This window comes from Agrobacterium sp. MS2, assembly GCF_003261015.1.
GTDB classification, from domain to species: domain Bacteria; phylum Pseudomonadota; class Alphaproteobacteria; order Rhizobiales; family Rhizobiaceae; genus Agrobacterium; species Agrobacterium pusense.
The window spans coordinates 391,433-417,590 of the sequence record NZ_QLNF01000084.1 but is presented as its reverse complement, the minus strand read 5'-3'; the positions used below and the strand labels follow the sequence as shown (position 1 = coordinate 417,590).

27 protein-coding genes and 1 tRNA gene are annotated in these 26,158 nt (G+C 57.8%); 14 read left to right on the top strand and 14 right to left on the bottom strand.

Going from position 1 to position 26,158, the window contains the following annotated elements:
- Window positions 1-10 precede the first annotated feature (10 nt).
- Window positions 11-481: an iron-responsive transcriptional regulator RirA gene (rirA, locus tag DOU54_RS22210; RefSeq protein ID WP_004439283.1), complete on the bottom strand. Its 471-nt coding sequence runs from the start codon at window positions 479-481 to the stop codon at window positions 11-13.
- A 173-nt stretch (window positions 482-654) separates the two neighbouring features.
- On the opposite strand from rirA, the gene DOU54_RS22205 reads away from it, so the two are divergent.
- Window positions 655-1,704, top strand: coding sequence for a Fe(3+) ABC transporter substrate-binding protein (locus DOU54_RS22205; protein ID WP_052114182.1), 1,050 nt, complete (start codon window positions 655-657; stop codon window positions 1,702-1,704).
- Window positions 1,705-1,794: 90 nt separating this feature from the next.
- On the opposite strand, the gene DOU54_RS22200 is transcribed toward DOU54_RS22205, so the two are convergent.
- Window positions 1,795-3,291: a CoA-acylating methylmalonate-semialdehyde dehydrogenase gene (locus DOU54_RS22200; protein ID WP_113380852.1), complete on the bottom strand. Its 1,497-nt coding sequence runs from the start codon at window positions 3,289-3,291 to the stop codon at window positions 1,795-1,797.
- A 105-nt stretch (window positions 3,292-3,396) separates the two neighbouring features.
- Between DOU54_RS22200 and DOU54_RS22195 the strand changes: the two genes are divergently transcribed.
- The 7 genes from DOU54_RS22195 to pncB all read left to right on the top strand — a co-directional run bounded on the left by DOU54_RS22195 (window position 3,397) and on the right by pncB (window position 10,248).
- Entirely contained in the window at window positions 3,397-4,278 is an 882-nt protein-coding gene (locus DOU54_RS22195; RefSeq protein WP_004439288.1) for a LysR family transcriptional regulator, read from the top strand.
- Window positions 4,279-4,401: 123 nt separating this feature from the next.
- Window positions 4,402-5,319: a DMT family transporter gene (locus DOU54_RS22190; RefSeq protein ID WP_006699764.1), complete on the top strand. Its 918-nt coding sequence runs from the start codon at window positions 4,402-4,404 to the stop codon at window positions 5,317-5,319.
- Between the two features lie 279 nt (window positions 5,320-5,598).
- On the top strand, window positions 5,599-6,705 hold the full coding sequence (locus tag DOU54_RS22185) for a DUF475 domain-containing protein (RefSeq protein WP_004439293.1): 1,107 nt from the start codon (window positions 5,599-5,601) through the stop codon (window positions 6,703-6,705).
- A gap of 360 nt (window positions 6,706-7,065) precedes the next feature.
- Entirely contained in the window at window positions 7,066-7,410 is a 345-nt protein-coding gene (locus DOU54_RS22180; RefSeq protein ID WP_035206798.1) for a MarR family transcriptional regulator, read from the top strand.
- Window positions 7,411-7,428: 18 nt separating this feature from the next.
- Window positions 7,429-8,280, top strand: coding sequence for a C40 family peptidase (locus DOU54_RS22175; RefSeq protein WP_112556036.1), 852 nt, complete (start codon window positions 7,429-7,431; stop codon window positions 8,278-8,280).
- A gap of 93 nt (window positions 8,281-8,373) precedes the next feature.
- The gene (locus DOU54_RS22170) at window positions 8,374-8,733 is read left to right on the top strand and encodes a hypothetical protein (protein ID WP_072493832.1); all 360 of its coding nucleotides are present in this window, start codon (window positions 8,374-8,376) and stop codon (window positions 8,731-8,733) included.
- A gap of 210 nt (window positions 8,734-8,943) precedes the next feature.
- Complete coding sequence (gene pncB / locus DOU54_RS22165; RefSeq protein ID WP_004439297.1) at window positions 8,944-10,248, top strand: nicotinate phosphoribosyltransferase; 1,305 nt, start codon at window positions 8,944-8,946, stop codon at window positions 10,246-10,248.
- A 42-nt stretch (window positions 10,249-10,290) separates the two neighbouring features.
- On the opposite strand, the gene DOU54_RS22160 is transcribed toward pncB, so the two are convergent.
- A complete protein-coding gene (locus tag DOU54_RS22160) occupies window positions 10,291-11,685 on the bottom strand; it encodes a leucyl aminopeptidase family protein (RefSeq protein ID WP_113380853.1) in 1,395 nt (464 codons plus the stop codon).
- A gap of 256 nt (window positions 11,686-11,941) precedes the next feature.
- On the opposite strand from DOU54_RS22160, the gene DOU54_RS22155 reads away from it, so the two are divergent.
- A complete protein-coding gene (locus tag DOU54_RS22155) occupies window positions 11,942-12,652 on the top strand; it encodes a tetratricopeptide repeat protein (protein WP_161794456.1) in 711 nt (236 codons plus the stop codon).
- A 71-nt stretch (window positions 12,653-12,723) separates the two neighbouring features.
- On the opposite strand, the gene DOU54_RS22150 is transcribed toward DOU54_RS22155, so the two are convergent.
- From DOU54_RS22150 to DOU54_RS22110, 9 genes are all read right to left on the bottom strand, one after another.
- Window positions 12,724-13,710 (bottom strand): type II secretion system F family protein, encoded by a 987-nt coding sequence (locus DOU54_RS22150; RefSeq protein ID WP_004439300.1) that lies wholly within the window; start codon window positions 13,708-13,710, stop codon window positions 12,724-12,726.
- A gap of 9 nt (window positions 13,711-13,719) precedes the next feature.
- Complete coding sequence (locus DOU54_RS22145; RefSeq protein WP_004439301.1) at window positions 13,720-14,724, bottom strand: type II secretion system F family protein; 1,005 nt, start codon at window positions 14,722-14,724, stop codon at window positions 13,720-13,722.
- Between the two features lie 15 nt (window positions 14,725-14,739).
- Complete coding sequence (locus DOU54_RS22140; RefSeq protein ID WP_035206587.1) at window positions 14,740-16,206, bottom strand: TadA family conjugal transfer-associated ATPase; 1,467 nt, start codon at window positions 16,204-16,206, stop codon at window positions 14,740-14,742.
- Window positions 16,207-16,239: 33 nt separating this feature from the next.
- Window positions 16,240-17,523 (bottom strand): CpaE/TadZ family protein, encoded by a 1,284-nt coding sequence (locus DOU54_RS22135; RefSeq protein WP_060942482.1) that lies wholly within the window; start codon window positions 17,521-17,523, stop codon window positions 16,240-16,242.
- A gap of 34 nt (window positions 17,524-17,557) precedes the next feature.
- Window positions 17,558-18,238, bottom strand: coding sequence for a CpaD family pilus assembly protein (locus DOU54_RS22130; RefSeq protein WP_045533066.1), 681 nt, complete (start codon window positions 18,236-18,238; stop codon window positions 17,558-17,560).
- 56 nt (window positions 18,239-18,294) lie between these two features.
- Window positions 18,295-19,878 (bottom strand): type II and III secretion system protein family protein, encoded by a 1,584-nt coding sequence (locus tag DOU54_RS22125; protein ID WP_113380854.1) that lies wholly within the window; start codon window positions 19,876-19,878, stop codon window positions 18,295-18,297.
- The gene (gene cpaB, locus DOU54_RS22120; protein ID WP_022555430.1) at window positions 19,875-20,681 is read right to left on the bottom strand and encodes a Flp pilus assembly protein CpaB; all 807 of its coding nucleotides are present in this window, start codon (window positions 20,679-20,681) and stop codon (window positions 19,875-19,877) included. The genes DOU54_RS22125 and cpaB overlap by 4 nt, the downstream gene beginning before the upstream one ends.
- A 127-nt stretch (window positions 20,682-20,808) precedes the next feature.
- Window positions 20,809-21,321 carry an A24 family peptidase gene (locus tag DOU54_RS22115; protein WP_113380855.1) on the bottom strand — a complete coding sequence of 171 codons (513 nt, stop codon included), beginning with the start codon at window positions 21,319-21,321 and terminating at the stop codon, window positions 20,809-20,811.
- A 123-nt stretch (window positions 21,322-21,444) separates the two neighbouring features.
- Complete coding sequence (locus DOU54_RS22110) at window positions 21,445-21,630, bottom strand: Flp family type IVb pilin (RefSeq protein ID WP_004439309.1); 186 nt, start codon at window positions 21,628-21,630, stop codon at window positions 21,445-21,447.
- A gap of 414 nt (window positions 21,631-22,044) precedes the next feature.
- Here DOU54_RS22110 and DOU54_RS22100 point away from each other — a divergent pair, with 414 nt between their 5' ends.
- Entirely contained in the window at window positions 22,045-22,455 is a 411-nt protein-coding gene (locus DOU54_RS22100) for a pilus assembly protein N-terminal domain-containing protein (RefSeq protein WP_004439310.1), read from the top strand.
- Window positions 22,456-22,676: 221 nt separating this feature from the next.
- Here the strand turns inward: DOU54_RS22100 and DOU54_RS22095 are convergent.
- Window positions 22,677-22,763 (bottom strand) — tRNA-Leu (locus tag DOU54_RS22095).
- A 119-nt stretch (window positions 22,764-22,882) separates the two neighbouring features.
- Window positions 22,883-23,188: an Rdx family protein gene (locus DOU54_RS22090; RefSeq protein ID WP_113380969.1), complete on the bottom strand. Its 306-nt coding sequence runs from the start codon at window positions 23,186-23,188 to the stop codon at window positions 22,883-22,885.
- A gap of 134 nt (window positions 23,189-23,322) precedes the next feature.
- Here DOU54_RS22090 and DOU54_RS22085 point away from each other — a divergent pair, with 134 nt between their 5' ends.
- The 4 genes from DOU54_RS22085 to DOU54_RS22070 all read left to right on the top strand — a co-directional run bounded on the left by DOU54_RS22085 (window position 23,323) and on the right by DOU54_RS22070 (window position 26,149).
- Window positions 23,323-23,772 carry a DoxX family protein gene (locus DOU54_RS22085; protein ID WP_004439312.1) on the top strand — a complete coding sequence of 150 codons (450 nt, stop codon included), beginning with the start codon at window positions 23,323-23,325 and terminating at the stop codon, window positions 23,770-23,772.
- Between the two features lie 135 nt (window positions 23,773-23,907).
- Window positions 23,908-24,606 (top strand): type 1 glutamine amidotransferase, encoded by a 699-nt coding sequence (locus DOU54_RS22080; protein ID WP_045533058.1) that lies wholly within the window; start codon window positions 23,908-23,910, stop codon window positions 24,604-24,606.
- 82 nt (window positions 24,607-24,688) lie between these two features.
- On the top strand, window positions 24,689-24,877 hold the full coding sequence (locus DOU54_RS22075; RefSeq protein WP_004439314.1) for a YegP family protein: 189 nt from the start codon (window positions 24,689-24,691) through the stop codon (window positions 24,875-24,877).
- 174 nt (window positions 24,878-25,051) lie between these two features.
- Entirely contained in the window at window positions 25,052-26,149 is a 1,098-nt protein-coding gene (locus DOU54_RS22070; RefSeq protein WP_113380856.1) for a glycoside hydrolase family 25 protein, read from the top strand.
- Window positions 26,150-26,158 lie beyond the last annotated feature (9 nt).

The window sequence follows — 26,158 nt, the reverse complement described above, 5'->3', positions numbered from 1 at the left end:
AATAAGACGATCATGCAGCCGGAAGGGCAGCGACCTTCGGCATCGTGGTGTCGAGGCCAAGCAGAAAGTTGATCTGCGGCCGAGCCTTGACGAGATCGTCGATCGAATATTCGGCCAGCACGTCGAAGAAGGCGTTGAGCGCCTTGCGCAGCGCAGAGTTCAGGCCGCAGCTGTCAACAAGAGGACATTCGACGGCGCCGTCCTCGAAACATTCCGCCATGGCGAAGCTGTCTTCGGTGACCCTGACCACATCGAACAGGCTGATCTTTTCGGCAGGCTTGCCAAGCCGCACGCCGCCATTGCGGCCGCGAACTGTTTCCACCAGGCCGGCCTTGTTGAGCGGCTGGAGGATCTTGAACAGGAACAGCTCGGAAACGCCATAGGCCTTGGCAATCTCCGGAATGCGGCTCAGATGGCCTTCATTTGCGGCGCAGTACATCAACATGCGCACGGCATAGTTGGTCTGTTTGGTCAAGCGCATGCTGGTCTCCTAACTCTCAATGTGGAGTTATATAGTCTCTTTTTCAGTTTAGAACAATTCCAGAAACCGAAAAAACTGGCATCCATCCGAGATTTCTCAAACAGCCTTGTTGACCGCCTTCATGATTCATGAACAAACAAGTCAAGAATCGGAATGTAATGGAGGCATTCACAATGGCAAGCTTGAAATCATATTTTTCCGCTGCCGTTTTTTCAGGGATGATGATCCTTTCCTGCGCACCCAAAGCCTGGGCAGAGGGAGAGGTTAATGTCTATTCCTATCGCCAGCCTGAATTGATCCAGCCGCTGCTCGACGCCTTTACCAAGGAAACGGGAATAGAGACGAATGTTCTTTTTCTCGACAAGGGACTGGTGGAACGCATCCAGGCAGAAGGCGTCAATTCGCCGGCCGATGTGCTGTTGACGGTCGATATCGCCCGTCTGGTCGAGGCCAAGGAGGGCGGTGTCACGCAGCCTGTTCTCAACGATCCCGTCATCGAAAAGGATATCCCCGCCAATCTGCGTGATCCCGAGGGCGAATGGTTCGGCCTGACGACACGCGGCCGGGTTGTCTATGCCTCGAAGGAGCGGGTGAGCCAGAAGGATATCACCTATGAGGAACTGGCGGATCCGAAATGGAAGGGCAGGATCTGCATTCGCGACGGCCAGCATTCCTATAATATTGCGCTGATCGCCTCAATGATTGCACATCATGGTGTCGATTATACCCGCACCTGGCTTGCCGGCCTGAAGAACAACCTTGCCCGCAAACCTGATGGAACCGACCGCAGCCAGGCGAAATCAATCTTTTCCGGCGAGTGTGATATTGCCCTTGGCAACACCTATTATGTCGGCCTGATGCTGACAAATGACCGCGAGCCGGAAGAAAAGGAATGGGCGGGTTCCGTGCGGGTCATCTTTCCCAATGCGGGCGACCGTGGCACGCATGTGAATATTTCCGGCATGGCCCTGACGAAATACGCCCCCAACAAGGACAATGCCCTGAAACTCATGGAATTCCTGGCATCGCGCGAGGCACAGGAAATCTACGCCAGGCAGGTCTTCGAATATCCGGTGCTGCCCGGCGCCGAGCCGTCGGATGTGGTGAAGGGCTTCGGCCCCATCAATCCGGACAGGTTGCCGCTGACGGACATCGCCGCCCATCGCAAGCAGGCATCCGAACTGGTGGACGAAGTGGGCTTTAATGACGGCCCGACCAACTGATCTCAGGCCCTGCTTCCAGGACGGATAAATTCCAGTCAAAAAAGCCCCGCTGCAAAACAGCGGGGCTTTTTTGTATTGCCTGCTTGCGGCTTATTTCATCGTCGGCATGACGAATTCGGCACCCGACTTGATGCCAGACGGCCAGCGCGAGGTGATGGTCTTGGTCTTCGTCCAGAACTTGATCGAATCCGTGCCGTGCTGGTTGAGGTCGCCGAAGCTCGAAGCCTTCCAGCCGCCGAAGGAATGGTAGGCGAGCGGAACCGGGATCGGAACGTTGATGCCGATCATGCCGATATTGACGCGGCTTGCGAAATCGCGGGCTGCATCGCCGTCACGGGTGAAGATGGCGACGCCGTTGCCATATTCATGCTTCATCGGCAGTTCCAGCGCCTCTTCGTAGCTCTTGGCACGAACGACCGACAGAACCGGTCCGAAGATTTCCGTCTTGTAGATGTCCATGTCAGGGGTGACGTGGTCGAACAGGCAGCCGCCGACAAAATAGCCGTCTTCATAGCCCTGCAGCTTGAAGTCGCGGCCGTCGACCAGGAGCTTTGCGCCCTGTTCCACGCCGCTGTCGATCAGGCCCTTGACGCGCGTCTGGGCTTCCTTGGTGACGAGCGGGCCCATATCAGCCTTGTCATCGGTGTAAGGACCGATCTTCAGTGCCTCGATTTGCGGAATGAGCTTTTCAACGAGACGGTTTGCCGTCTCTTCGCCGACAGGAACTGCAACGGAAACAGCCATGCAGCGCTCGCCGGCCGAACCGTAACCGGCGCCCATCAGCGCGTTCACGGCCTGATCGAGATCGGCGTCCGGCATGATGATCATGTGGTTCTTTGCGCCGCCGAAGCACTGCGCGCGCTTGCCGTTCATGGCAGCGGTGCCATAGACGTAACGGGCGATCGGCGTCGAGCCGACGAACGAAACCGCGCCGATATCGGGATCGGTGAGGATGGCGTCGACGGCACCCTTGTCGCCGTTGACGACGTTCAGGATGCCGGCCGGAAGACCGGCTTCGATCATCAGTTCCGCGAGGCGGATCGGCAGCGACGGGTCGCGCTCGGAAGGCTTGAGGATGAAGGCGTTGCCGCAGGCGATCGCCGGGGCGAACATCCACATCGGGATCATGCCGGGGAAGTTGAACGGGGTGATGCCTGCGCCGATGCCGACCGGCTGGCGGATCGAATACATGTCGATGGCCGGGCCTGCGCCTTCGGTGAACTCACCCTTCTGCAGATGCGGAATGCCGCAGACGAATTCGCAGACTTCAAGTCCGCGGACGATATCGCCCTTGGAATCTTCGACGGTCTTGCCGTGCTCGCTGGAGAGCAGCACCGCCAACTCGTTCATGTCTCGGTTCAGAAGTTCGACGAACTTGAAGAAAACGCGGGCACGACGCTGCGGATTGGTCGCAGCCCATTTCGGCTGTGCCGCCTTGGCGCTTTCGACAGCCGCGCGCAGTTCGGCGTCGCTGGCAAGCGCGACCGTAGCCTGAACTTCGCCCGTGGCCGGATTGTAGACATTCGATGTGCGGCCGCTGGTGCCCGGCACATGTTTGCCATTAATGAAATGACCGATTTCCTTCATGGTGTTCCTCCAGAATGTGATGGCGCAGCATTGCCTTTCGATTTGCACAAATCAATCGCCTGAAATAAGCATCAATTGTGCAAAAATAGACACAAGGAACGTGGCATGAACTGGGATGATGTACGTTTGTTCCTGAGCGTGGCGCGAAGCGGCCAGTTTCTTTCCGCGGCCAGAAAGCTCGGTGTGAACCATGCCACTCTCAGCCGCCGGGTTTCCGCGCTGGAAGCCGCCATCGGCACCCAGCTCTTCCTGCGCAGCACCAATGGCTGCGAACTGACGGAGGAGGGTCAGCGGCTTCTTGCGAGTGCGGAGCGCATGGAAACTGAAATGCTGAATGCCCAGGCCAATCTCGGTCGCGTCGATACTGCGGTTGCGGGAACGGTGCGCATCGGCGCGCCGGACGGCCTCGGCGTATCCTTCCTCGCGCCAAGGCTTGGCAGACTGACGGCGCGTTATCCCGATCTGAAAATCCAGCTCGTTCCGGTGCCGCGTTCCTTTTCGCTGTCGCAACGTGAGGCTGATATCGCCATCACTATCGAAAGGCCGGAACAGGGCAGGCTGATGTTTTCCAAGCTCACCGATTATTCACTCGGCCTCTATGCCTCGGCGAATTATCTGGCTGACTACGGAACGCCTGATGATGTCGAGGCACTGAAACGCCACCGGCGGATCGGTTACGTGGAGGACCTGATCTTTTCGCCTTCGCTGAACTTCACCGGCGAAATCATGCGTGACTGGGACGCCGCCTTTGAAATCTCAAGCGCTACCGGCCAGACGGAGGCAGTACGATCCGGTGCGGGAATCGGCATCCTGCACAATTACATCGCGGGCCAATATCCCGAACTTATACGGATCATCCCGCATCTCACCATCAGCCGGTCCTATTGGACGGCTTATCACGAATCCGCTCGCCAGTTGGTCCGTGTCCGCACAGTGGTCAATTTTCTCCAGGAACTCGTGGCCGAAGAACGACGCATCTTCACCTGATATCCGAAGCTCCGGCGTAATAGTACTATTAATTGTGCAAACCCGTCCGTGCTGGACTTGACAAAGGACGGCTGGTTGGACGACCAATGCAACCATTGGGAGATCGGAACTGACATGTCGACTATGATAAAAAAGCTTTCGCCGACAGGCCTCGGCGTGGCCGTGATGCTGCTTGGAATGCTGCTGTTCGCGTTGAACGACGCCATGGGAAAATGGCTCGTATCGACCTACAGCCAGGGCCAGGTGATCCTTATCCGAAGCGCCGCGGCGCTGGTCATCCTTGTTCCGATCGTCTGGAGAGCCGGCCTCTCCGGGCTCGTGAAAATCGAGCGGCCCGGCCTTCAGGCGGCGCGGGTCTTTTTCTCCACGGCCGAGCTTTTCTGTTTCTATTTCGCGGTCGCGGCGCTGCCCCTGGCGGACGTCATGACCTATTGGCTCGCGGCGCCGATTTACGTGGCTGCGCTCTCACCGTTTCTTCTCGGAGAAAAGGTCGGCTGGCGTAGATGGACGGCCATTGGCATCGGTTTTGTCGGCGTTCTCATCGCGCTCAAGCCGAGCTCGGCAAGCCTCACCTCCGCTGCACTCTTTTCTATCCTCGGCAGCGCTGCCTTTGCATTCATGATGTTGTCCGGCCGCCAGCTGCGCAATACGCCCGACACGGTGCTCGCCTTCTGGCAGATCATCGGCGCTGCGCTTGCGGGCATTGTCGCCGTGCTCGTCACGCCGTCGGGATGGCTGCCGGTGCAATCCGGTTTTGATCTTGCCTTCCTCGGCCTGCTCGGCGTCGTCGCCATGGCGGCGCATGTGCTGGTCAACCGGGCGCTCAAACTTGCCGATGCTGCAACGGTTGCGCCGCTGCAATATACGCTGCTGCTCTGGGCGGTCATTTTTGGATGGCTGTTCTTCGGCGATGTGCCCCAGACAAGTATCGTGGTCGGCGCGGGCCTGATTGTTCTTTCGGGCCTTTACATCTTCTTTCGCGAAAATACGCTCAAACGCCGTCGCGAAACCGCCGAAGATCTGGCCGCAGAGCAGGTTTGATCTCTGGTTGCAATCACGGGACTTGACGAAGGCGTGATCTTCAGTGAGTAAGAAGGGGCCCTGCGATGATTTGTCTCGCAAGGGCAGAGGAAACAAAGGTGCCGGGCCCCTCTGGCGAGAGTTTTACGGCGCTCTCGTGATGTCGGTACCGCCTGCAAAATTCGCCGGCGGATTAAAAACTATGAAAAACCTGAATGTGCTTCGCGCGCGTGCTTTCTGCGTGCGGCCTGACGCCCCGCGTCGGTCTGCAACCGTCCTCGTAATGAACGGTGACCGGACATGAGCGCTGCCCAGAAAACCACGCTCTCCTACTTCAAGTGGGCTTTTATCGTCACCATCGTCGGTCTCATCCTCGGCGGCTATCTTGGCTGGGAAATGACCGGTACGGTTGGCGGTACCGCGACGATCTTCTTCATCTGCGTCGTTCTGGCGGTGCTGGAAATCTCGCTTTCTTTCGATAACGCCATCGTCAACGCGAACAAGCTGAAGGACATGACGCCGGTCTGGCAGCACCGCTTCCTGACATGGGGCATTCTCATTGCCGTTTTCGGCATGCGTATCGTCTTCCCGCTGCTGATCGTTGTCGTCGCCGCCAATGTCGGTCCCTGGACGGCCATCGTCATGGCGGCAACCCAGCCGGAACGTTATGCGGAAATCATGCAGGACGCCCATCTGCCGATTGCGGCTTTCGGCGGCACCTTCCTGATGATGGTCGGTCTCAACTTCTTCTTTGACCATGAAAAGGACGTGCATTGGGTGCGCTGGATCGAGGAAAAGGCTGCGACCTATTCCTCCGTCAAGGGCATCGAGATCGCCTTCGTGCTTGTTGTCATGCTGATCTTTTCGCGCATCATCGGCGCCAGCGACAACCCGGAACTCGGCCCGGTCGCGGCCAACACGTTCTTCCATTCGGCGATCTGGGGTCTCTTGACCTTCCTGCTGGTAGAAGTTGTTGGCGGCATTCTCGATCGTAGCCAGGAAATGCTGGAAGGCGCAGCAAAGGGCGGTTTCGGTGCGTTTCTTTATCTCGAAGTGCTTGACGCCAGCTTTTCCTTCGATGGCGTGATTGGTGCCTTTGCGCTGACGCAGAACCTGTTCATCATCGCCATCGGCCTCGGCATCGGCGCCATGTACGTGCGCTCGATGACGATCATGCTGGTCGAGAAAGGAACGCTTGCCGAATATCGCTATCTGGAGCACGGCGCCTTTTATGCGATCCTGATCCTGTCGGTCATCATGTATGTGCAGACCATGGTGCATATACCTGAAGTCATCACGGGCCTTGGCGGCGCAACCCTGATCGGTATCTCGCTCTGGTCGTCGATCCGCTATAATCGGCAGCAGAATGCCGATGCAGTCGATGCCGCACGCGGCGCAGAGATTTGATCCACAATACCCCTGTCTTCCGCCGTCACGGCGGGAGACAGTTTTTAAGCATTGAGTTCGTTCTTGCCTCTTTTTATCGCCATTTACGCCTTGCAAACGCCTTCGCTGCGCGCGTCATTTATCTATTAAGTCCCTGATTTAAAATATACTTGTGCGGCGCAGCAAAACTGGCACGATTTCTGCATCTCATCTTGCAAGTCCAGAGGGGACATATGGCCCAAAAATGGGTCAACAAGTACCGCCGCGCCGCGCGATCTTTCGGATCTGCGCCGTGCGGCGGTTCTGTTTGTGGGGATGGTTCTTGAGTTTTTCGCGCTGTTGCATGAAAACGATAGGACAACGACTGGAAGGTTTATCGGCTTGCCTGCAGAACTTTCGCCCACGGCCGCCCTCGGGCTCTGGCATCGCGTCTCGATGGCGCAGGTCACGGCCGATGCGCCAGATTTGACCTTGCGTCAGACAGCCATCCTGCTGCAGATTTATCTTGTGCCGCCGCCCCATACCGTGCGCGGCCTCGCCGGCCTGCTGGGCGTGACCAAGCCGGTCATCACCCGCGCGCTCGACAGTCTCGGCGCGCTAGGGCTGGTTGACCGGGCCCGGGATGAGCGGGACAGGCGCAATGTCGTGATAAAGCGCACCGTCGCAGGCGCGCTTTATCTGGAAAAATTCGGCGATCTGATTATTGATCAGGCCCGTAATATCTAACCTCTGGACGTGAACCCCATGATGCTCGACCGCCGCCTGAATGTCTTCCGCTCCGATCTCGCCGACGAAAAACTGCAAGGGGCGGTGCAGGCCGATCGTTTCGTCAGCGGATCTCCCGCACAGGTCGTGGTACCTGTCATCGGCCTGCGGCCCACGCCGGACCTTGTCGCCGGTATCGATACCGAACTGCTGTTCGGCGAGACCCTGCGCGTTTTCGACAGGGCGAACGGCTGGGCCTGGGTGCAGGCGGATGCGGATGGTTATGCGGGTTACGTGCCGGAAACGGCCATTGGTGATGTCGTCGCGGCTACTCACCGTATCGTTGCTCCCCGTACCTTTGTTTATCCTTCGGCCGAACTGCGCAAGCCGCCGGTGGCGGCGCTGTCCATGGGCAGCCTGATCCGGATCGTCGGTGAAGAGGAGACCCGTGGCACCCGGTATCTCATGACCGAAAATGGCGAAGGCGTCATTGCCGCCCACTGCCGGACCGTCGATGCTGCCGCTGACGACGACTATGTCGCGGTGGCGTTGCGCTTCATCGAAACCCCCTATCTGTGGGGCGGTCGCTCCGGCTTTGGTATCGATTGTTCAGGCCTCGTACAGCTTTCCATGGCGATGGCGGGCCGGCGGGTGCTGCGCGATACCGACATGCAGGTGAAATCGCTCGGTGTGGAAATAGAGCGGGACGAGTTGCGGCGCGGCGATCTGGTTTTCTGGAAAGGCCATGTCGGGCTGATGGAAAATGAGGAAACGCTGCTGCACGCCAACGGCCATACCATGAATGTCGCGCGCGAAAATCTCGCTGCAGCCATTGAGCGCATCGGTTGGCTTTATGAAAAGCCGACGGCGTTCCGTCGCCTGGAGGACTGAGGGAGCGCTTCACGAAATTGTTCCCGTCTTGCCCTTTGTGCGACAGCCGGCGCCGGCCTACATGCTGTCAATAATGGTACGGGACGGACACTGATGAAGACAAGAACGGCGGCACGATTGGCAGCGATCCTCGCGGCGGTCTTATTGAGCACTTCGGCAGAGGCCCAGACGGTGTTCCAGAACGGTTTTGCCCCGGCACCCGACGCCTATGCCAACCTGCCCGGTGTAAAAGACCCTCGAACGCTCCAACCCAAGGTCCGTTATAACTGCCATAGCGAACTGGGAAGTACCGGATATTCACGTGGGCCCTACCGGACCGTCTTCGGCAGTCGCGGACTTCCCGTCCAGGGTTACCGCTGCACCGATGAAAACGGTATTTCCAGCTTTGGCGGACGTAACCCCGTTTCCAAGGATTGGTACCCCGGCATCAATCCCGTTGATCCGACTTTCTGACGCGGCGTGCCCGTAGCCCCTGGCTGAAAACGATAATGAGGTTGCCGGGAAATCAACGCGCGGGCGGCCTGGTGAGGCATTTGCCGGGCCGGTGCTCTGGACTTGTTGTCGCTTTTTCAGATAAATCTTCCGCATGACGGGTTGATACCTGCCAGGGTGCGGATTGACATCGGCTATTCTGACCTTTGGCCGATACTGGGGAATGCAAGTATGACGAAGACCGATATAGCCACCCGTGTCCACAATCATACCTGGAAACTTGACCCGATCGTCCGCAGCCTGATCGATACGGATTTCTACAAGCTGTTGATGTTGCAGATGATCTGGAAGCTTTATCCGGAAGTCGACGCGACGTTTTCACTGATCAACCGCACCAAGACGGTGCGGCTGGCCGAGGAGATCGACGAGATGGAGCTGCGCGAACAGCTCGATCATGCGCGTACTCTGCGTCTTTCCAAAAAAGAGAATATCTGGCTTGCGGGTAACACGTTTTACGGCCGCTCGCAGATTTTCGAGCCGGAATTTCTCTCCTGGCTATCAAGCTATCAGCTGCCGGAATATGAGCTTTTCAAGCGCGACGGGCAGTACGAGTTGAATTTCCACGGCCGCTGGATGGATACGACGCTCTGGGAAATCCCGGCGCTCGCCATCATCAACGAGTTGCGTTCGCGTAGCGCCATGCGCTCGCTCGGTTATTTCACGCTGGATGTTCTCTATGCCCGCGCAAAGGCCAAGATGTGGGAGAAGGTTGAGCGGCTGCGGGAACTGCCGGGCCTGCGCATTTCCGATTTCGGCACCCGCCGCCGCCATAGCTTTCTGTGGCAGCGCTGGTGTGTCGAGGCGTTGAAGGAAGGCATCGGGCCGGCCTTTACCGGTACGAGCAACGTGCTGCTCGCCATGGATTCGGATCTTGAAGCCGTCGGGACCAACGCGCATGAACTGCCGATGGTGGTCGCGGCGCTGGCGCAGACGGATGAGGAGCTGGCTGCCGCGCCCTATCAGGTTCTGAAGGACTGGAACCGGCTTTATGGTGGCAACCTGCTGATTGTTCTGCCCGACGCCTTCGGCACGGCGGCGTTTCTGCGCAATGCGCCGGAATGGGTGGCTGACTGGACGGGTTTCCGCCCGGACAGCGCACCGCCGATCGAGGGTGGCGAGAAGATCATCGAGTGGTGGCAGAAGATGGGTCGCGACCCGCGCAAGAAGATGCTGATCTTCTCCGATGGCCTCGATGTCGATGCCATCATCGACACTTACAGGCATTTCGAAGGCCGCGTTCGCATGAGCTTCGGCTGGGGCACCAACCTCACAAATGATTTTGCTGGCTGCGCGCCAAAAACCATCGCCAGCCTCAAGCCGATCTCCATCGTCTGCAAGGTCAGTGATGCCAATGGCCGGCCGGCTGTGAAACTCTCGGACAATCCGCAAAAAGCAACCGGTGAACCGGCCGAAGTGGAGCGTTACCTGAAATTCTTCGGCCAGGAAGATCACAAGGAACAGAAGGTTCTGGTTTGATCAAAGCGGGGCGCTCCGGTCGACGAAGCACCCCTAAAGCCACTATTTCGTGAACTGATGTGCGATATAATGGAAGAGGGCGCGAATACCCTGCGCTTCTCCACCGATCGATGAGTGGTGCCTTTCACTCAGCGACCAGCCGTAAATATCGAAATGCGCCCAGCGCCGGGTGTTGGTCACGAAACGCTTGAGAAACAGCGCGGCGGTGATCGATCCGCCCATGCCGCCGGAAGGCGCATTGGTAATATCGGCCGCGCGCGAGCGAATGTCCTTGTCGTATCCCATATAGAGCGGCATGCGCCACAGCGGATCGTCGGTATCGATGCTGGCTTCAGCGATGTCGTGGGCCAGATCGTCGTCGTCAGTGTAGAAGGGCGGCAGATCGGGACCGAGCGCGACGCGGGCGGCGCCGGTCAATGTTGCCATGTCGATCATCAGGTCTGGCGCGTCCTCATCGGCATAGGCCAGAGCGTCCGCCAGAACGAGGCGGCCTTCCGCATCGGTATTGTCGATCTGCACCGTCAGCCCCTTGCGGCTCCGGTAAATGTCGCCGGGACGGAAGGCGTTGGAAGAGATGGAGTTTTCGACGGCGGGCACGAGGACGCGCAGGTCGACCGGCAGCTTCGCGTCCATGATCATCAGCGCCAGGCCGAGGACATTGGCGGCGCCGCCCATGTCCTTCTTCATCAGGGCCATGGACGCTGCGGGTTTTATATCGAGACCGCCGGTGTCGAAGCACACGCCCTTGCCAACAAGCGTCAGACGCGGATTACCCTTTTTACCCCAGTTCATTTCCAGAAGGCGTGGTGCGCTTTCGCTGGCGCGGCCAACGGCGTGGATGAGGGGGAAGTTTTCCTTCAGCAGGTCGTCGCCGGTGGTCACCCTCACCTTCGCCTTGTAATGGGCGGCAAGGCCCCGGAAAGCGATCTCCAGCTCATCAGGTCCCATGTCGTTGGCAGGTACATTGATGAGATCGCGCGCGAGGAAGACGCCCGCGAGAATGCGCTTGATCTCGCCGTCTTCGGCATCCTGGGGAATGAGCAGCTTCGCCCCGCTGGTTTTGGTGGTCCTGTATTTGTCGAAGCGGTAGCTGCCGAGGCCGAAACCGAGAGCGAGGCGATTGGCCGTCAGTGGTGCGGTCTCGATGTGCCACTCGCCTTCAGGCAGTTCGCGGGCGAGTTTGCCGGTGATGAACGGGATTTCAGAGGGATTGCCGCCAAGGCCGAGAAGCACGCCGCCGAGCGAACCATCGGCAGAGGGAACGAGCAGGATGGCATCGGCCTCGGCCTTGAACCCTGCTTTCTTTGCCCAGTCCAGAGCGACGGGGTCAATGGCGCCCTGCTCGATGTGGGCGGGCGTGACTGCGAAAACCGGCAGTGTACTGCCTGCCTTTGAGCTGAAAGGGGTCGGGCGTTCAATGAACTGATAGGGCGCCATTATGTGCTTCCGTAAATGTCGAGAATCGGTGCGATTAACGCTCTGTTAGGGTTAACAGATTATTGCTTAAGCGAAAGTTGCGTCATGTGAGTCTGTCGTTTGTCGGGCGCAAGATTGATCATTCTTGGGCGAGGGCGCTGCCATGACTGCTTTTTCTTTGGCTGAGACAGGCCGGACAGGGTTGCTGCGGGGCGCGTGTTTTGCCGCATTGGTTCTTGCGGTTTCTGGATGTGCAAGCACCAACAAACCGGACCGGATGTCTACCGGCTCCATTCCCGCCGCCGCGCGCTCCTATGATCACATGAACATGGACCAGCTTCGCCAGGCGGAAGAAACCGCCGGCAAAGCCTATGAACGCAATCCCAAGGACAAGTCGGTGGGCATGAATTATGCCAGCGTCTTGATGATGACGGGCAAGAACACGCAGGCTCTTGCAGTCATGCAGCAGATAGCCATCGCCAATCCCGCCGACCGCGACGTGCTTGCCGCGTATGGCAAGGCACAGGCGGCTGCGGGACAGCTGGAGCAGGCGCTTTCAACCATCCAGCGGGCGCAGACACCCGATCGACCCGATTGGCGCCTCTACTCGGCCGAAGGCGCGGTGCTCGACCAGCTTGGACGTTCCAGCGAAGCCCGCTCCCGCTATCGGCAGGCGCTTGACCTGAAGCCGAACGATCCGAGCGTGCTTTCAAATCTCGGCATGTCCTATGTGCTATCGAGCGATCCGCGCACTGCCGAAACCTACCTGCAATCGGCCATCGCCCAGCCTGGCGCCGACAGCCGCGTTCGCCAGAACCTCGCGCTCGTTGTCGGCCTCCAGGGTCGCTTCGCCGAAGCAGAGCGCATTGCGGTACAGGAACTCTCGCCGCAGCAGGCCCAGGCAAACCTGACTTATCTGCGGGCAATGCTGTCCCAGCAAAATTCCTGGCAGCAGCTCGCAAAAAAAGACGGAAAGCCGGCGGGCTGATGCTTCGCGCGATGCCGCGTCCTTATATCCAGAACTTGACGCGTCGCCGCGAAATTCGGGCGGCATGTTTTTCAGAACGTGTCCAAAACGCGGATGATGGCAGGGCCTAGAATGACGGCGATGAGGACCGGCAGGAAAAATACAATCATCGGCACGGTCAGCTTCGGCGGTAGTGCAGCCGCTTTTTTCTCCGCTTCGTTCATGCGTTCGTCGCGGCCTTCCTGTGCGAGAACGCGCAGCGCCTGAGCGAGCGGCGTTCCGTAACGTTCCGCCTGAATAAGCGCTTGCACGACGCTTTTCACGGCTTCGAGCTGTGTTCGCGTGCCGAAATTCTCGAGAGCGACCCGCCGGTCTTGCAGGAACGACAGTTCCGCCGTCGTCAGCATCATTTCTTCAGCCAGTTCGGGTGACTGCTCACCCATTTCCTCTGCCACGCGGCGCATCGCAGCCTCCATCGACACGCCGGATTCGATGCAGATCAGCATGAGGTCGAGCGCATCCGGCCAGGCTTTCTTGATCGACGCCTGCCGTTTGTTCATGCGGTTCGACACATAAATATTGGGAGCATAGAAACCGATATAGCCGAACAGTAACACAGCCATCAGCCGGACGATGAAGGCTTTGTCGGAAAGATTGCCGAGCACGAAGATCCAGGTGAAGGCTACGGCCAGAAAAATGAAAGGCAGGATGAAGCGGGCGGCGAGAAACGTGTTGAACGCGTTTTGGGAACGAAGCCCTGCTGCCCGCAGCTTGTTCATCGTGTTCTTGTCCGCAAGCGCTTCCTGGAGGTTGAATTTCTCCACGATGCGCCGGGCGGACTTGTTATTGTTGCCGCGCAGGGAGGTTTTGCCTTCCCTGGTAACGGTCGCAAGCCGCTCGCGCTCGCGGCTGCGGATGAGATCGCGTTCCGACGACACGGCTTTCATGCGTTTGGCAAAATCCTTCCGCTCGAAAACCGGCATGATGAGCGTATAAAGGGTGGCGAAAACCGCCAGCGTCACCAGAACGGCGACGATCGTTTGCGGATTGGTAAGGCTCGAAAGAAAACTCCCGCTCATTCTGCGCCCTCAAATATCGAAATTGATCATTTGGCGCATGATGAATATCCCGATCAACATCCAGACGGCTGACGCCCCAAGAATGATATGGCCGCGAATATCGGTAAAAAGCACCGATAGATATTCGGGCGAGGTAAAGTGCACCAGCATCATGACGACAAAGGGCAGCGAGCCGATGATGACCGCAGACGCCTTTGCCTCCATCGAAAGTGCATTCACCTTGGCACGCATCTTCTTGCGGTCGCGCAGAACTTTTGAAAGGTTCGACAGCGCTTCGGAGAGGTTACCGCCGGCCTGCGCCTGAATGTTGATGACGGTGCTGAAAAAGCTCACTTCGAAAAGCGGCATTGTCAGCATCATGCGCTCGATCGCCTGCGGAATGCCGATGCCGACCTGCTGTGCGTCGACAACCCGCTGGAACTCAGTTTTCACCGGCTCCTGCCCGTCAGATGCGATCAATCGCACCGCGTCGTTCAGCGGCAAGCCGGATTTGATCGAGCGACACATGACATCAAGTGCGTTGGGAAACTCTTCGAGGAATTTTTTCTGCCGGCGCTTGAGGAGGAACGCCAGTGCCCAGCGCGGCAGCCCCAGCGCGATAACGGCGCCTATCGGTAGGGCGATAAGCAATGACAGGCCATAAAGAAGTGCGATGAGGGTGGCAAAGCCCGCCGCGCCGACGCTCAGCAGCTGAAACTGTCGCAGAGACAGCGTCAGCCCTGCCTGAACGAGCTTTTCGCGCAAACCGACATTTTTGGCCTTTTTTGCCCTCTCATTTTGTTTTTTCTCCATTTCCCGCAGGTTGTCCTGCATGGATTTGCGGCGTTTGCTGAGCTCATGCACGCGGTCACGTGCGGCTTTGATGTTGGTGTGGTCCGTCTCCGCGGCCTGGACCCGCTTGAAGCGGCTGGTGGTCTTTTTTTCGACTTCTATCTGCTGGAAAAGAAAAGCGTAAGCGAGCGCGCCCGCCGAAACGGCGACGAGTGCGGCCAATAAGAGGATTGTCGGGTCCATGGCGGTCGCTTTCCCTTACGAGGTCTTTTCCATTTCATCGAGTGCGGCGGCAAGGCGTTTTTCCTCGCCATAATAGCGTGCACGGTCCCAGAAATGGGGTTTGCTGATGCCCGTCGATACATGTCTGCCGATCAGTTTGCCGTTGGCATCCTCACCTTCGATTTCGTATCGCATCAAATCCTGAGTGACGATCACGTCGCCTTCCATGCCGATCACTTCCGTGATCTGGGTTATCCGGCGTGAACCATCACGCAGGCGCTGCGCCTGAATGACGACATCGATCGATCCCGAGATGATTTCACGCACGGTTTTGGCCGGCAGAGTGAAGCCGCCCATGGCGATCATGGATTCGATGCGGCTGAGGCACTCGCGTGGTGTATTGGCGTGCAGCGTTCCCATTGAACCGTCATGGCCGGTATTCATCGCCTGGAGCAGGTCGAATACCTCCGGTCCGCGCACTTCGCCGACGATGATGCGTTCCGGCCGCATGCGAAGGCAGTTCTTGACGAGATCCCTCATCGTGATCTCACCTTCCCCTTCGATGTTCGGAGGCCGCGTTTCGAGTCTGACGACATGCGGTTGCTGCAGCTGCAGTTCGGCGGTGTCTTCGCAGGTAATGACGCGCTCATCCCTGTCGATGAAGCTCGTCAGGCAATTGAGAAGCGTGGTCTTGCCGGAGCCGGTGCCGCCCGAGATGACGACGTTGCAGCGGACACGACCGATGATCTTGAGCAGTGTCGCGCCTTCGGGTGTGATCGCACCGAAACGCACGAGCTGGTCGAGCGTAAGCTTGTCCTTCTTGAATTTTCGGATTGTCAGCGCCGGGCCGTCGATGGCGAGCGGCGGCGCGATGACGTTGACGCGCGAGCCGTCCGGCAGGCGGGCGTCGCATATGGGGCTCGATTCATCCACACGCCGGCCCACCTGGCTGACGATGCGCTGGCAGATGGAAAGCAATTGCGCGTTGTCGCGGAAGCGGATGTCGGATTCGATGGTCTTGCCGCCGACTTCGATGAAGGTCTGGCCCGAACCATTGACCATGATATCGGCGATATCGTCGCGGGCAAGAAGGGGCTCAAGCGGCCCATAACCGAGAACGTCATTGCAGATGTCTTCAAGCAGTTCTTCCTGCTCGGCAATCGACATTGCGAAATTCTTGATCGTGATGATGTCGTTGACGATATCGCGAATTTCCTCGCGCGCGCTTTCCGCATCAAGTTTGGCGAGCTGCGAAAGGTCGATCGTATCGATGAGCGCGGAAAATACCTGGCTCTTGGTATTGTAATAATCCTCCGTGCGGGCGCGCTTTTTTTGCGCCGGCTGCGTGACCGCCATCTGTCGCGCTACGGGTGATTGGCCCGGCTCGAGCGTGTCGATGGAGAGAGAGCGCGGCTCGGGCGCCGCCACCTGCATGGGGACAGGTGCGACGGGATCCGGCTTCGTGCTTCTGGCTGGGCCCTCGGCCCCGCGTTTTCCGAACATCGGCGTTTCCGTCAATAGGCGCGGAGGGAATCCCTACTTGCGCTTGAGAATATTCTTAAGTCTGTCCAGACCGCCGCGCCGGCTTTTGCGCAGCACCGTGCGACCGGTGATGGTATGGGCAATTTGCGAGAAGGTTTCTGCGATCTGGGATTTTTCATCCATTTCGCTAATCATGCGTCCGCTGTTTGCGGCGTTTCCAAACAATTGCGCCTCGAATGGAATGATCGCAATCGGCTCGATTTCCAGCGGGTCGAAAAAATCCGCCGGAGCGATTTCGGGTCGCTTCGGCATGCCCACCTGGTTGAGAATGAGATGCGGCAATTTATCGTTGGGGCGCAGTTTTATCAGCGCGTCGAACAGGTTCTTGGTGTTGCGAAGATTCGCAAGATCCGGAACCGCGGTAATGACGACCTCATCCGCTTCCGCAAGCACAGCCCTTGTCCAGTCGCACCATTGGTGGGGAAGGTCGAGGACGGCGACGGGCGCGCTACGCTGCAAAACCTCAAGGATCGGCAGAAAGGCCTGGCGGTCTAGATCGTAAGTCCGGTCAAGAAGCGACGGTGCCGCGAGCAGCGATAGGTGATCGGAGCATTTCGTCAAAAGGCGGTCGAGAAATACCTCATCCAGCCGCTCCGGCGAGAAAACCGCTTCCGCCATGCCCTGGGCCGGATCCTGATCGAAATCGATATTGGCTGTGCCATAAGCCAGATCCATGTCGGCGAGAATGGTTTCCGTCGAAAACAGGGTCGAGATGCCGAAGGCGCAATTATGTGCGACCGTCGAGGAGCCCACCCCACCTTTGGCGCCGATGAAGGCGATGTTGCGGCCAAGCGGCTCCGCTTCGGGGTCGACGAAGATCGCGGCGATCGAACCCAGAAGATCGGCCATGTTGACCGGGGCAACCAGATATTCGGAAATACCGTTGCGGATGAGGTCGCGATACAATGTTATGTCATTGTGGCGGCCGACAATGATGACACGGGTGGAGGGATCGCAAACCTCCGCGAGAGGAGCAAGGTCATCCAGCAGCGAAGCCGGCGCGCTTGCCGTCTCCAAAATGATGAGATTTGGCGTAGGCGAGGCGGAGAACATCGTGGCCGCAGCGTTGATGTCACCCTTCGTCACCCGCAATGTTACCTTGCTCATGCGCCTGTCACCGGACAATGCGTCCATGACGCCCTGCATGTTGTCGCTGACGCAGAAGGCGTGGATGGAGATGCGGGGCAGGGGCCGCAGGCGGTCCATATCGGAGGTGCGCACCGGCTGCAGGGTGTCTGCTCCGTCGCTTGACTTGATGTCGTATTCTACAGCGCTCATCGTCTTTCCTGCCGTGACAATTGTTGGGACCGCATCAGTTTGCGGTGGCCGTGTTCTTGCCGTTACGATACGTATCGATAACCACTGCACGGCGCTCGGCATCGATGGGGCTCATGCCGCGCGGGCCGACCAGATCCATCGGATTGGCGACCTGAGCCGCGAGATTGCTTTGCGAAGCGCACCCGAAATTGTACCAGTTCTTGTTGGCGAAGGTGTTGTCCGAAAGGTCCTCTGGCCATTGACCGCATTGCCCGGTCATGGCGGTGACGGCCACATAGCTCAAACGAATGGGAGCAGCATCGCCATTCGGGGAGGCGGCGTAGCGCGTTTCCATGATCTTGCCCGAAGAAACTCCGGCGCCGGAAAGCGTCGAGCGGATCTGTTTCGCCATTTTTGATGCGGTCGCCGAATTGGCGGACCCCGACGGCACCTGGATATTGACGATGCCGGTCGACATGGACGCGTAATTCTGGGCAAACCCGCGGACATTGTCCGCCACTGCCGTGGTCAGCCGGCTGTCGCCTGCCGAAACCGGAATGTCCAGCGAATGTTCCGCTTCCGAGAGCGTGATGGGATGGCGGGTGCGATAGTCGTCAGGAATGGCATTGGTCGTCAAAGGGTCACGCGCACAGCCCTGCAGAAGGCCGGCGGTGAGCGCAACCATGGCGACGAGACCGGCGCGTTTGATGGACAAAAAGGAAGAGGTTTCCTGCATGATGTTTCCTGCCCCCGCCGGGCTTGCTCTGAAGAGGGGATTTCGTGCGCGTTTGGTCATTTGTAGATGAACCCCACCGATCCCTGATAAGGAGCCGCCTGAACCTGGTCCTTGCGGCCATAGACCTTGTTGACGCGGTTCATGAAATACATGGCTGCATCGTTTTCAGGATTGAAATTGTCATCCGGGCGGGCAATCTGGTTGCGCGCGACCGGGCGCACCAGATAGGGCGTTGCAATGATGACAAGTTCCGTTTCGTTGCGAAGGAAGTCCTTGCTGCGGAAAAGCGTGCCGAAAATGGGGATTTTCGACATGCCCGGAAGCCCCGACATGGCCTGGCGGATATTGTCCTGAACGAGACCTGCGATCACGATCGAACCGCCCGACGGAAGCTCGACCGTTGTCGATGTCTCGCGTTTACGAACGGACATGTAAGTCGAACCCGGGATGTTGCGCCCGTAATTTCCGGTGACGACGTTGCCCTCATAGGTCGGTTCGGACACATTGGTCTCTATCTTGAGGCTTATCCTGCCGGGTGAAAGCACCACTGGCCTGAAGTTCAAAGTGATACCGTAGTCGACTGTTTCCGTTTCGCGTTTGACGGTCGCGATACCTGTGTCCTTGTCGAGCGAAACATCCTGTTCCGCGGCAATTCGAAAATCCCCGCCGACATAAAATTTGGCCTGTTCGCCAGAGATCGCCGTGAGGCTCGGTTCCGCCAATGTCCGCATTACCCCCGCCTGCTCCATGGCATTCAGGTAAGAGGCAAATCTCAGGGAGCCGGAGCCAATCGCGCCGCTGGCGATGCGCGTGGCGCTGTCGATGGTATTCCCGAGGTTGGAGGGGTTTGAGAACTCGAAACCGTTGTTGCTTGTCGAGCTGCTGATCGAGCCGTTGAAGCCAAGTTGCTTCAGCACCTGTCTGCTGACTTCAGCGACGGTCACCTTCAGTGTCACCTGGTCCTCGCCCTCGATCGTCAGCATATTGACGATCTGCGATACCTGGCGATTTTCGGCGAAAATTGCTGCGTCACCCCCGTTATTTCCGCCCGTCAGCGAGATATTTCGGGTGGTGGCTTCACCGCCTTTCAAGAAGGCTTCGGCAAGCTGAACTGCACGCGCCGAATCTTGCGGTGTGCGTACCGATCCGGTGAGAACGATATTGTCGGAGACGATTTCGACTTTGATGTCGGATTCAGGGATGAAGCGACGAATATTGGCTTCAAGACCAACAATATCCCGCTCCACTTCCAGATCAAGGCTGACGATCTCGCGCCCACCCTCGCCGAAAATGAAGATATTGGTCTGACCGACCGTTTTTCCGAACAGGTAAATGCGTTTCGATGTACGCGTTACCGCATCCGCGAGGCTGGGATCGGCGACAAGAATGTCGTGGGCGTCCTCAGGCAGGTCGATGACCAGCGCCTTGTTGAGACCAAGCTTCAGCCGCTTGCGGATGCCCGAGCCGCTTTCAGTGATCCGCACGATACTGGCGCTTTGAGCCTTCGCTTCACTGAGGCGCAGAAATTCGGGCGAATGCGGGCCCGGAACGCCTGAGAAGGCCACGCAGAACGCCAGCCCGCCAACCAATGATGAACGCAGGTCTTTTGCCAGACGTCTTGTCATGAACCCCCCGGTCATTGTGTTGCTCCTTGACCGCCCTTGACGATGGAGCCGGATTTGATCACCTGGATTTCTGGCTGCCCTGCACCGCCGTTGAGAAGATAACCGGCTGACAATGTATCGTTCTCCTGCGCATCGGCGACGGATCGCAAGGCCAGCGTCAGGCGATCCGCCATCTGCTGCGCGACGGTTATGATCTTTGCCTGTTCGGGGGTCAGTTCCAGTGTCGCTGTTGCGCCAACGACCGCAGAAATGCCGTCTTCGCCTTCCTTGATCTGCTGGTCGATTGCCAGGACGCGGACGTTGTTCAAGACATTCTCTGTCAGAAAATTACCGCCGTCACCCTTCCGGACCATGATGACGTCGACGCGATCATTGGGCAGCACGAAACCGCCGGCACCGGTTGAAACGGAAATCTCCGTCGCGACGGCGCGTTTGCCCGCCGGCAGAAGCGAAGACATGATGCGTGCACTGGAATCGACCACTTTTTCCGGCCGTATCGGCTCGCCCTCGAATAGGGGCAACCGCACGACGGCACCGGCAAGGTCTTTAATCGCGTCCGGATTTTTTGTGTCGGTTATGAAACTATCGACCACGTTGCCCTGCGGCCAGGGCGTCCAGCGAACAGAACTGTCATTCAGGCGGCTGCCGACGGGAAGATTTACTGAAGAAACCAGAACGTTGACCGTCGGCTCCTTCTGGATGATCGTTTCCGCCTTTTCGATGACCTGCTTCGTCCCGGAAATGTTCATGGCGACAAGGCCGGCAAGACCGGCAGCCACCAGAGCAACGGACATAATGACGATACGCGACGGTTTCATGCTCGATCCTTGAGGGAATCAGATTCTTCTCCCCTCAGGATGGCGCGCGATTGGTGTAATTATGGTTAATATTGCGCTTGGATTTGTAGTTAATGATGCCTTAATTCCGGCGAGGCAGTAATTCTCTCTAGGAGAGGCTGGCGATTGCCGCTTTTACTATTGGTGCGTCACCATAGGTCAGGAATCCTGCAATGGCGATGCCGATCCCATAGGGAATTTTTTTTGCCACGAGCAGCGAAGCCGGCACGGGAATGCCGCTGGCCATGATTTCCTGGGCGCGCGACCGCAAGAGCAAAATGCCGAGGGTCAGCAGTCCTCCAACGAATGTCACTGAAAGCAGAAATTCAACAAGGGAAACGTTGAAGCCGTACCACACCGCTGCGCCAGTCAGGAGTTTTGCATCCCCACCACCCATGACGTTTGCCGCAAAAAGCGCGAAGCAGGCAGCAAAAACTGCGCCCGCCGCGGCAAGGCTCATTCCGAAAGTCTGCCAGTCCATGCCGGAAAAAGGCGCGATCACTATGAACGACAGCAGCAAAATCAGCGGAATCCGGTTGGGGATAGTCATGCTTAGCAGGTCGGTAAACGCCGCGAATGCAAGGCAAAGCGGAAGTGCCAGGAAGATGACGGCTATAACCATGAAGGAAACTCCCGTTTATTCGAACACTTACAGGCGGCGTGCACAGGTATTCCAGGTATTGAACACAATGTGAAATGCCGCTCACAAGTTTTGAGCGGCATTTCGATTTCAGATTGGAAGCAATTAGAAAGTTGTGTTGCGGGCAGTCGTCATTACGCCGCCGATGCGGTCGAAGAGCGCGTCGAGCTGAGTGCCGACGACGCCTGCACCGCCAACGATTGCGACGGACAGCAGGGCAGCAATCAGGCCATATTCAATTGCCGTAGCGCCGGATTCGTCCTTGAGGAAACGAGCGAAAATCTTGGTCATGAGTATCTCCTAACTCTTGTGTAGTTCAGCACGCCGACAACTGTTCTCCGTTGTTCGGTTGCCTTCAAACTACAGACGAGCGATTTCCAAGCGCTTAAAAAAAACGATTAACTCAAAGTAAACGGCAGGATGAGTTTCCTTTGGTAAATAAATATGAAAAGTATTTAATGTATTTCTATATTTGCTTATAAACAAACTTCTTCTGTCGAGGGGCTGTTCTCATTTTGGGAAAACGGGTTCCTCAATGAGACGCAGATGTTCAGTTATGATGCGGGGCGGCGCAGGTCGGGAATGCCAGGAATTATGCATGGTTACCGTGCGCATCACGCATTCTCGTCACTTAACGCTTCATTCACTAAAACCACGCATTCTTTGACGCGGTAAACTGCTGGTTAGTGAGCAAGGGCAAAAAGCGTGTCATCCGGAAAACTGACGAAAATTGTGGTCGGCTTGTCGGTCATTCTGGGAGGGGCGTTCCAGCCCGGTTTTGCCCAGGAAGACATATTGCGCGTCTCGATGAATCACGCCCGCGTCCTCCGTCTCGACCGTCCTGTCAGCAAGGTTATCGTCGGCAACTCGAAAGTTGCCGATGCCACGGTTGCCGACGCCACCACGATCGTTCTGACCGGCCGCAGTTTCGGCACGACAAATCTCGTACTTCTCGACGCCGAAGGGAATCCAATCGTCGATGAGCGGATTCTCGTCTCCATTGATGAAGGCAATACGGTCCGTGTTTTCCGCCAGACGGAGCGAACCGTTCTTTCCTGCACGCCCAATTGTGAGCAGCATTCGCAAAACAGTGGCGACAAGGACGCCCAACCTTAACAAGGCTTGGTCCGCCTCAAATCCGAACGATCGAGCCGCCGTATTCGATGCCGTGAAGGCGTGAGCCTTGGCTCGTCATCTGCATCTTTTCCTAAGGGTAAGATTGGCGCTGGGCGTCAGCAAAACGAAAAACCGCAACATGTACCCCTGCGTTCTGCAGGAGGGCCAAATGTTGCTGTTTTTTCGTCTAAGTATTTGATCTGGCTAAGATCAAAATGGAATGGTGCCCAGAAGAGGACTCGAACCTCCACACCCTTGCGAGTACCAGCACCTGAAGCTGGCGCGTCTACCAATTCCGCCATCTGGGCGACGGAGAGCGATGTACGAGGGCAGCCGCCCGGTGTCAACAGGCTTTTTGAACTTTTATGACGGTCATTGATTTTAAAGGGAAAAAACTTGTCTGGTGCTGTTGAAACCCGTCGCCGGGTCAGGTGTCGAGGCCTTCGTGCTTCGTCCTGTCGGCATGACCGAGGTCTCGTTCCGGATCGATGATGTCGCGGATTCTCTGTTTGAGCTCTTTTGGGCCGGGAAAACCGCCGTCACGTTTGCGTTCCCATATAATGGTACCGTCCACCCCGATCTCGAACACGCCGCCGGTTGAGGGGACAAGGCTCACTTCGCCGATATCCAAGGCGAAGGTTTGCAGGATTTCCTGCGCCATCCATCCAGCCCGCAGCATCCAGTTGCACTGGGTGCAGTAGCGTATCGTTATGCGCGGTTTGGTGTCGGTCATCATCACGTCTCCTTCGCGGCCGAGTCACGATAATGTTAACTTTAACGCTCATGTTTTTACCCGGCATATGCTTGTTCTTATCACGGGGCTTTGCGAACAGATAAGTCAATCGAATGCTCAAACAGAGAGATCCTATGGCCCAGTTCGACAATAATCGTCAGCGTCTGTTCGTTCCCGCCGTTGCACCGCTTTATAACGGGACACACGATGTGGTGGAGACCATTTTGCGTGTCACGGCGGGACTTCTGCTGGTTACCCATGGGTTCGGCAAGATTCTCAATCCCTTCGGGGCGGTCGGCATGGTGGAGAGCCTCGGTTTTTACCCGGGCGTCTTCTGGTCGCCGCTGCTGGCGGCAACGGAATTCTTCGGCGGTATTTTCATCGCCATCGGCCTTTTCACGCGGCCGGCATCCTTCGCCGCCATGATCGTCCTTCTGGTAACGGTCTGGTTCCATGGTGTGGTGAAGGCGGAAGGTCTGGGCGGTGCGGAAAAATCGATTCTCTGGGCGGCGATTTTCCTGTTCTTCGCGATTCGGGGCGGCAACCGGCATTCGGTCGACGCGAAGCTCTCGCGGGAATTCTAATATCCAGTGGCAGGGCCCATGCTGTGCCACGCCACTGCTGCCGTACCTCTTGAAAATCCCTTTTCATCATGATGAAGCTTGGATTCAATCGGCGAAACCTGCCGGCTGAATCATCTGTTATCATCAAGAGGTCGCATGCGCGTCGCAATTATCGAAAACATGGCGGGCACGCCGTATGGACAACTCGGCGTGGCATTGGCGGAGGCGAATGCGGCGGTACACGTCATTCGCGCCTATGCGGGGGAACCGCTTCCGAAAGATGCGGGCGGTCATGATGCCCTTATCGTTCTGGGCGGGGAGCAGAACGCACTCGACGATGCCCTCTATCCCTATCTTCCAGAGCTTGCGCGTTTGATGAAAACCTTTGGCGATGCGGGCAGGGCAGTCATGGGTGTTTGCCTCGGCAGCCAGCTGCTGGCCCGCGCTTATGGTGGCGATAATATTCTCTCCGGTCCACCGGAATTCGGCTGGCAAAAGGTGTCCCTCACGGAAGAGGGCATTTCCGATCCGCTTTTGGCCGGGCTGGATAGAGCTTTTCCGATTTTTCAATGGCACTGCGATACATTTACACTACCACCCGGCGCCACCCGGCTTGCGACCAATGCCGCGACGCGGAATCAGGCCTTTCGCCTCGGACGGGCGGTCTATGGCACACAGTTCCATTTCGAGGCCTCCGCCGCAGTCGTCGACGGGTGGTGCGAGGCCTTTCCCGCTTCCATCGAAAAAATGGCGCCCGGCTGGCTGGCACAATATCCCGATCATCGCGACCTGCGTGCAGGGATGGCGGATGCAGCGGGTCTGGAGATTGCCCGTGCCTGGGTGCGGCTCATCTGACGGATTTTCTGTTGCGAATATCATGGTGCCAGACCAGAATTGCGTGGAGTTCATTTTTCAGCGCGAAGGAGCCGCAAAGCCCATGTACAAATTCGAGATCTATCAAGACAAAGCCGGAGAGTTTCGCTTTCGCTTCAAGGCTTCGAACGGCGAGACGATGTTTGTCTCTGAAGGCTATAAGGCCAAGGCCTCGGCCATTCACGCGATCGAGTCGATCAAGAGAAATTCCCCCGGCGCCGATACCGTTGATCTCAGCACCATGACGGCCTGAGTCGTCCAATGAGAACCGGAATGCAATTTACCTGCCAGAAATGAAGGGCGCATTGGTGGGTGCCGGCGTAAAGATAAGATTCAGTCTTTTTTGATAATCTTCCGTTAGCATTTGTATTTCGAGGTCTCCGGGTGGCGCCAGTGCGTCCCCGATTTGTTTTGCGTACGGGTTCTCATGCGTTCATCGGCTGTGCCAGCACTTCTTTTCGGTTGCCTTCTGCTTGGCGGCTGCACGTCCAGTTCCGGTCCGGAAAGCCTGGTTGCCGGCTTGCCGTCGAAGGAAACCACGAGTTCTGTCACGCCATCAGCGCCGGTGCCGCAGGCAAGCGTCGGCTCGCAGCCGATAACCGCTCAACCGCGGCAGGAAGTACTGGCCTGGGGTGGGCCGGTGCCGGAAGAGCCCAAGGCTTTTTCCGCCGTCACGCCGAGGGCGTCGCTGCCGCAGGATGCGCCTGAAATCCGTTTGCCGGTCCCGCCGCAGGCCGGGATGATACGGCCGGCCGAACGGCCGATGGAGCGTCCGGTCCAATTGGCCATGGCGGCGGCTCCGGCGGCGAGCGCCGGTGCGCAGATCCGCTCCCGCATTTTCCGTTCCAGCTTCAGCGATGCGAAACCGATCAATTTCGGCCGGGTTCAGCCGCGGCATTTCCAGGTGCACGGCGTGGATGTGTCGCGCTGGCAGGCCAATATCGATTGGCCGTTGCTGCGCACCCGCGGGGCCAACTTCGCCTTCATCAAGGCCACGGATGGCGGCGACCACCTTGACCCGATGTTCCGCACCAACTGGCAGGGTGCAAAGACCGCGGGCATTCGCCGTGGCGCCTATCACTTCTTCTACTGGTGCCGTTCGGCCAGCGAGCAGGCAGACTGGTTCATTCGCAACGTGCCACGCGATCCCGACGCGCTGCCACCGGTGATCGATGTGGAATATAACGGCGAGTCGAGCTGCAAGATGCGCCATTCCCGTGAGCGCGTTCTGGAAAAGATGCGCGTCTTCATGAACAAGCTCGAGCGCCATTACGGGCAGCGGCCTATCATTTATACCGCGCCGGATTTTTACAAGGATAACCTGACCGGCGAGTTCCAGGACTATCCTTTCTGGCTGCGCGCCGTCGCCCAGCACCCATCAGTGGTCTATCCCGGTCGCAAATGGCTGTTCTGGCAATATTCCGGCTCGGGCCTGTCACATGGCGTCGATGGCCGAATCGATCTCAATGTCTTCAACGGCAGCGAAGATGCGTGGCACCGCTGGGTGGATCGCCGTTCCAGCTGAAGGATCGCC

Bases quoted from the DNA above. Each gene is read 5' to 3' on its own strand.
- rirA (WP_004439283.1), bottom strand. From the start codon at position 481: ATGCGCTTGACCAAACAGACCAACTATGCCGTGCGCATGTTGATGTAC.
- DOU54_RS22205 (WP_052114182.1), top strand. From the start codon at position 655: ATGGCAAGCTTGAAATCATATTTTTCCGCTGCCGTTTTTTCAGGGATG.
- DOU54_RS22200 (WP_113380852.1), bottom strand. From the start codon at position 3,291: ATGAAGGAAATCGGTCATTTCATTAATGGCAAACATGTGCCGGGCACC.
- DOU54_RS22195 (WP_004439288.1), top strand. From the start codon at position 3,397: ATGAACTGGGATGATGTACGTTTGTTCCTGAGCGTGGCGCGAAGCGGC.
- DOU54_RS22190 (WP_006699764.1), top strand. From the start codon at position 4,402: ATGATAAAAAAGCTTTCGCCGACAGGCCTCGGCGTGGCCGTGATGCTG.
- DOU54_RS22185 (WP_004439293.1), top strand. From the start codon at position 5,599: ATGAGCGCTGCCCAGAAAACCACGCTCTCCTACTTCAAGTGGGCTTTT.
- DOU54_RS22175 (WP_112556036.1), top strand. From the start codon at position 7,429: ATGATGCTCGACCGCCGCCTGAATGTCTTCCGCTCCGATCTCGCCGAC.
- DOU54_RS22170 (WP_072493832.1), top strand. From the start codon at position 8,374: ATGAAGACAAGAACGGCGGCACGATTGGCAGCGATCCTCGCGGCGGTC.
- pncB (WP_004439297.1), top strand. From the start codon at position 8,944: ATGACGAAGACCGATATAGCCACCCGTGTCCACAATCATACCTGGAAA.
- DOU54_RS22160 (WP_113380853.1), bottom strand. From the start codon at position 11,685: ATGGCGCCCTATCAGTTCATTGAACGCCCGACCCCTTTCAGCTCAAAG.
- DOU54_RS22155 (WP_161794456.1), top strand. From the start codon at position 11,942: ATGTCTACCGGCTCCATTCCCGCCGCCGCGCGCTCCTATGATCACATG.
- DOU54_RS22150 (WP_004439300.1), bottom strand. From the start codon at position 13,710: ATGAGCGGGAGTTTTCTTTCGAGCCTTACCAATCCGCAAACGATCGTC.
- DOU54_RS22145 (WP_004439301.1), bottom strand. From the start codon at position 14,724: ATGGACCCGACAATCCTCTTATTGGCCGCACTCGTCGCCGTTTCGGCG.
- DOU54_RS22140 (WP_035206587.1), bottom strand. From the start codon at position 16,206: ATGTTCGGAAAACGCGGGGCCGAGGGCCCAGCCAGAAGCACGAAGCCG.
- DOU54_RS22135 (WP_060942482.1), bottom strand. From the start codon at position 17,523: ATGAGCGCTGTAGAATACGACATCAAGTCAAGCGACGGAGCAGACACC.
- DOU54_RS22130 (WP_045533066.1), bottom strand. From the start codon at position 18,238: ATGCAGGAAACCTCTTCCTTTTTGTCCATCAAACGCGCCGGTCTCGTC.
- DOU54_RS22125 (WP_113380854.1), bottom strand. From the start codon at position 19,878: ATGACCGGGGGGTTCATGACAAGACGTCTGGCAAAAGACCTGCGTTCA.
- cpaB (WP_022555430.1), bottom strand. From the start codon at position 20,681: ATGAAACCGTCGCGTATCGTCATTATGTCCGTTGCTCTGGTGGCTGCC.
- DOU54_RS22115 (WP_113380855.1), bottom strand. From the start codon at position 21,321: ATGGTTATAGCCGTCATCTTCCTGGCACTTCCGCTTTGCCTTGCATTC.
- DOU54_RS22110 (WP_004439309.1), bottom strand. From the start codon at position 21,630: ATGACCAAGATTTTCGCTCGTTTCCTCAAGGACGAATCCGGCGCTACG.
- DOU54_RS22090 (WP_113380969.1), bottom strand. From the start codon at position 23,188: ATGACCGACACCAAACCGCGCATAACGATACGCTACTGCACCCAGTGC.
- DOU54_RS22085 (WP_004439312.1), top strand. From the start codon at position 23,323: ATGGCCCAGTTCGACAATAATCGTCAGCGTCTGTTCGTTCCCGCCGTT.
- DOU54_RS22080 (WP_045533058.1), top strand. From the start codon at position 23,908: ATGCGCGTCGCAATTATCGAAAACATGGCGGGCACGCCGTATGGACAA.
- DOU54_RS22075 (WP_004439314.1), top strand. From the start codon at position 24,689: ATGTACAAATTCGAGATCTATCAAGACAAAGCCGGAGAGTTTCGCTTT.
- DOU54_RS22070 (WP_113380856.1), top strand. From the start codon at position 25,052: ATGCGTTCATCGGCTGTGCCAGCACTTCTTTTCGGTTGCCTTCTGCTT.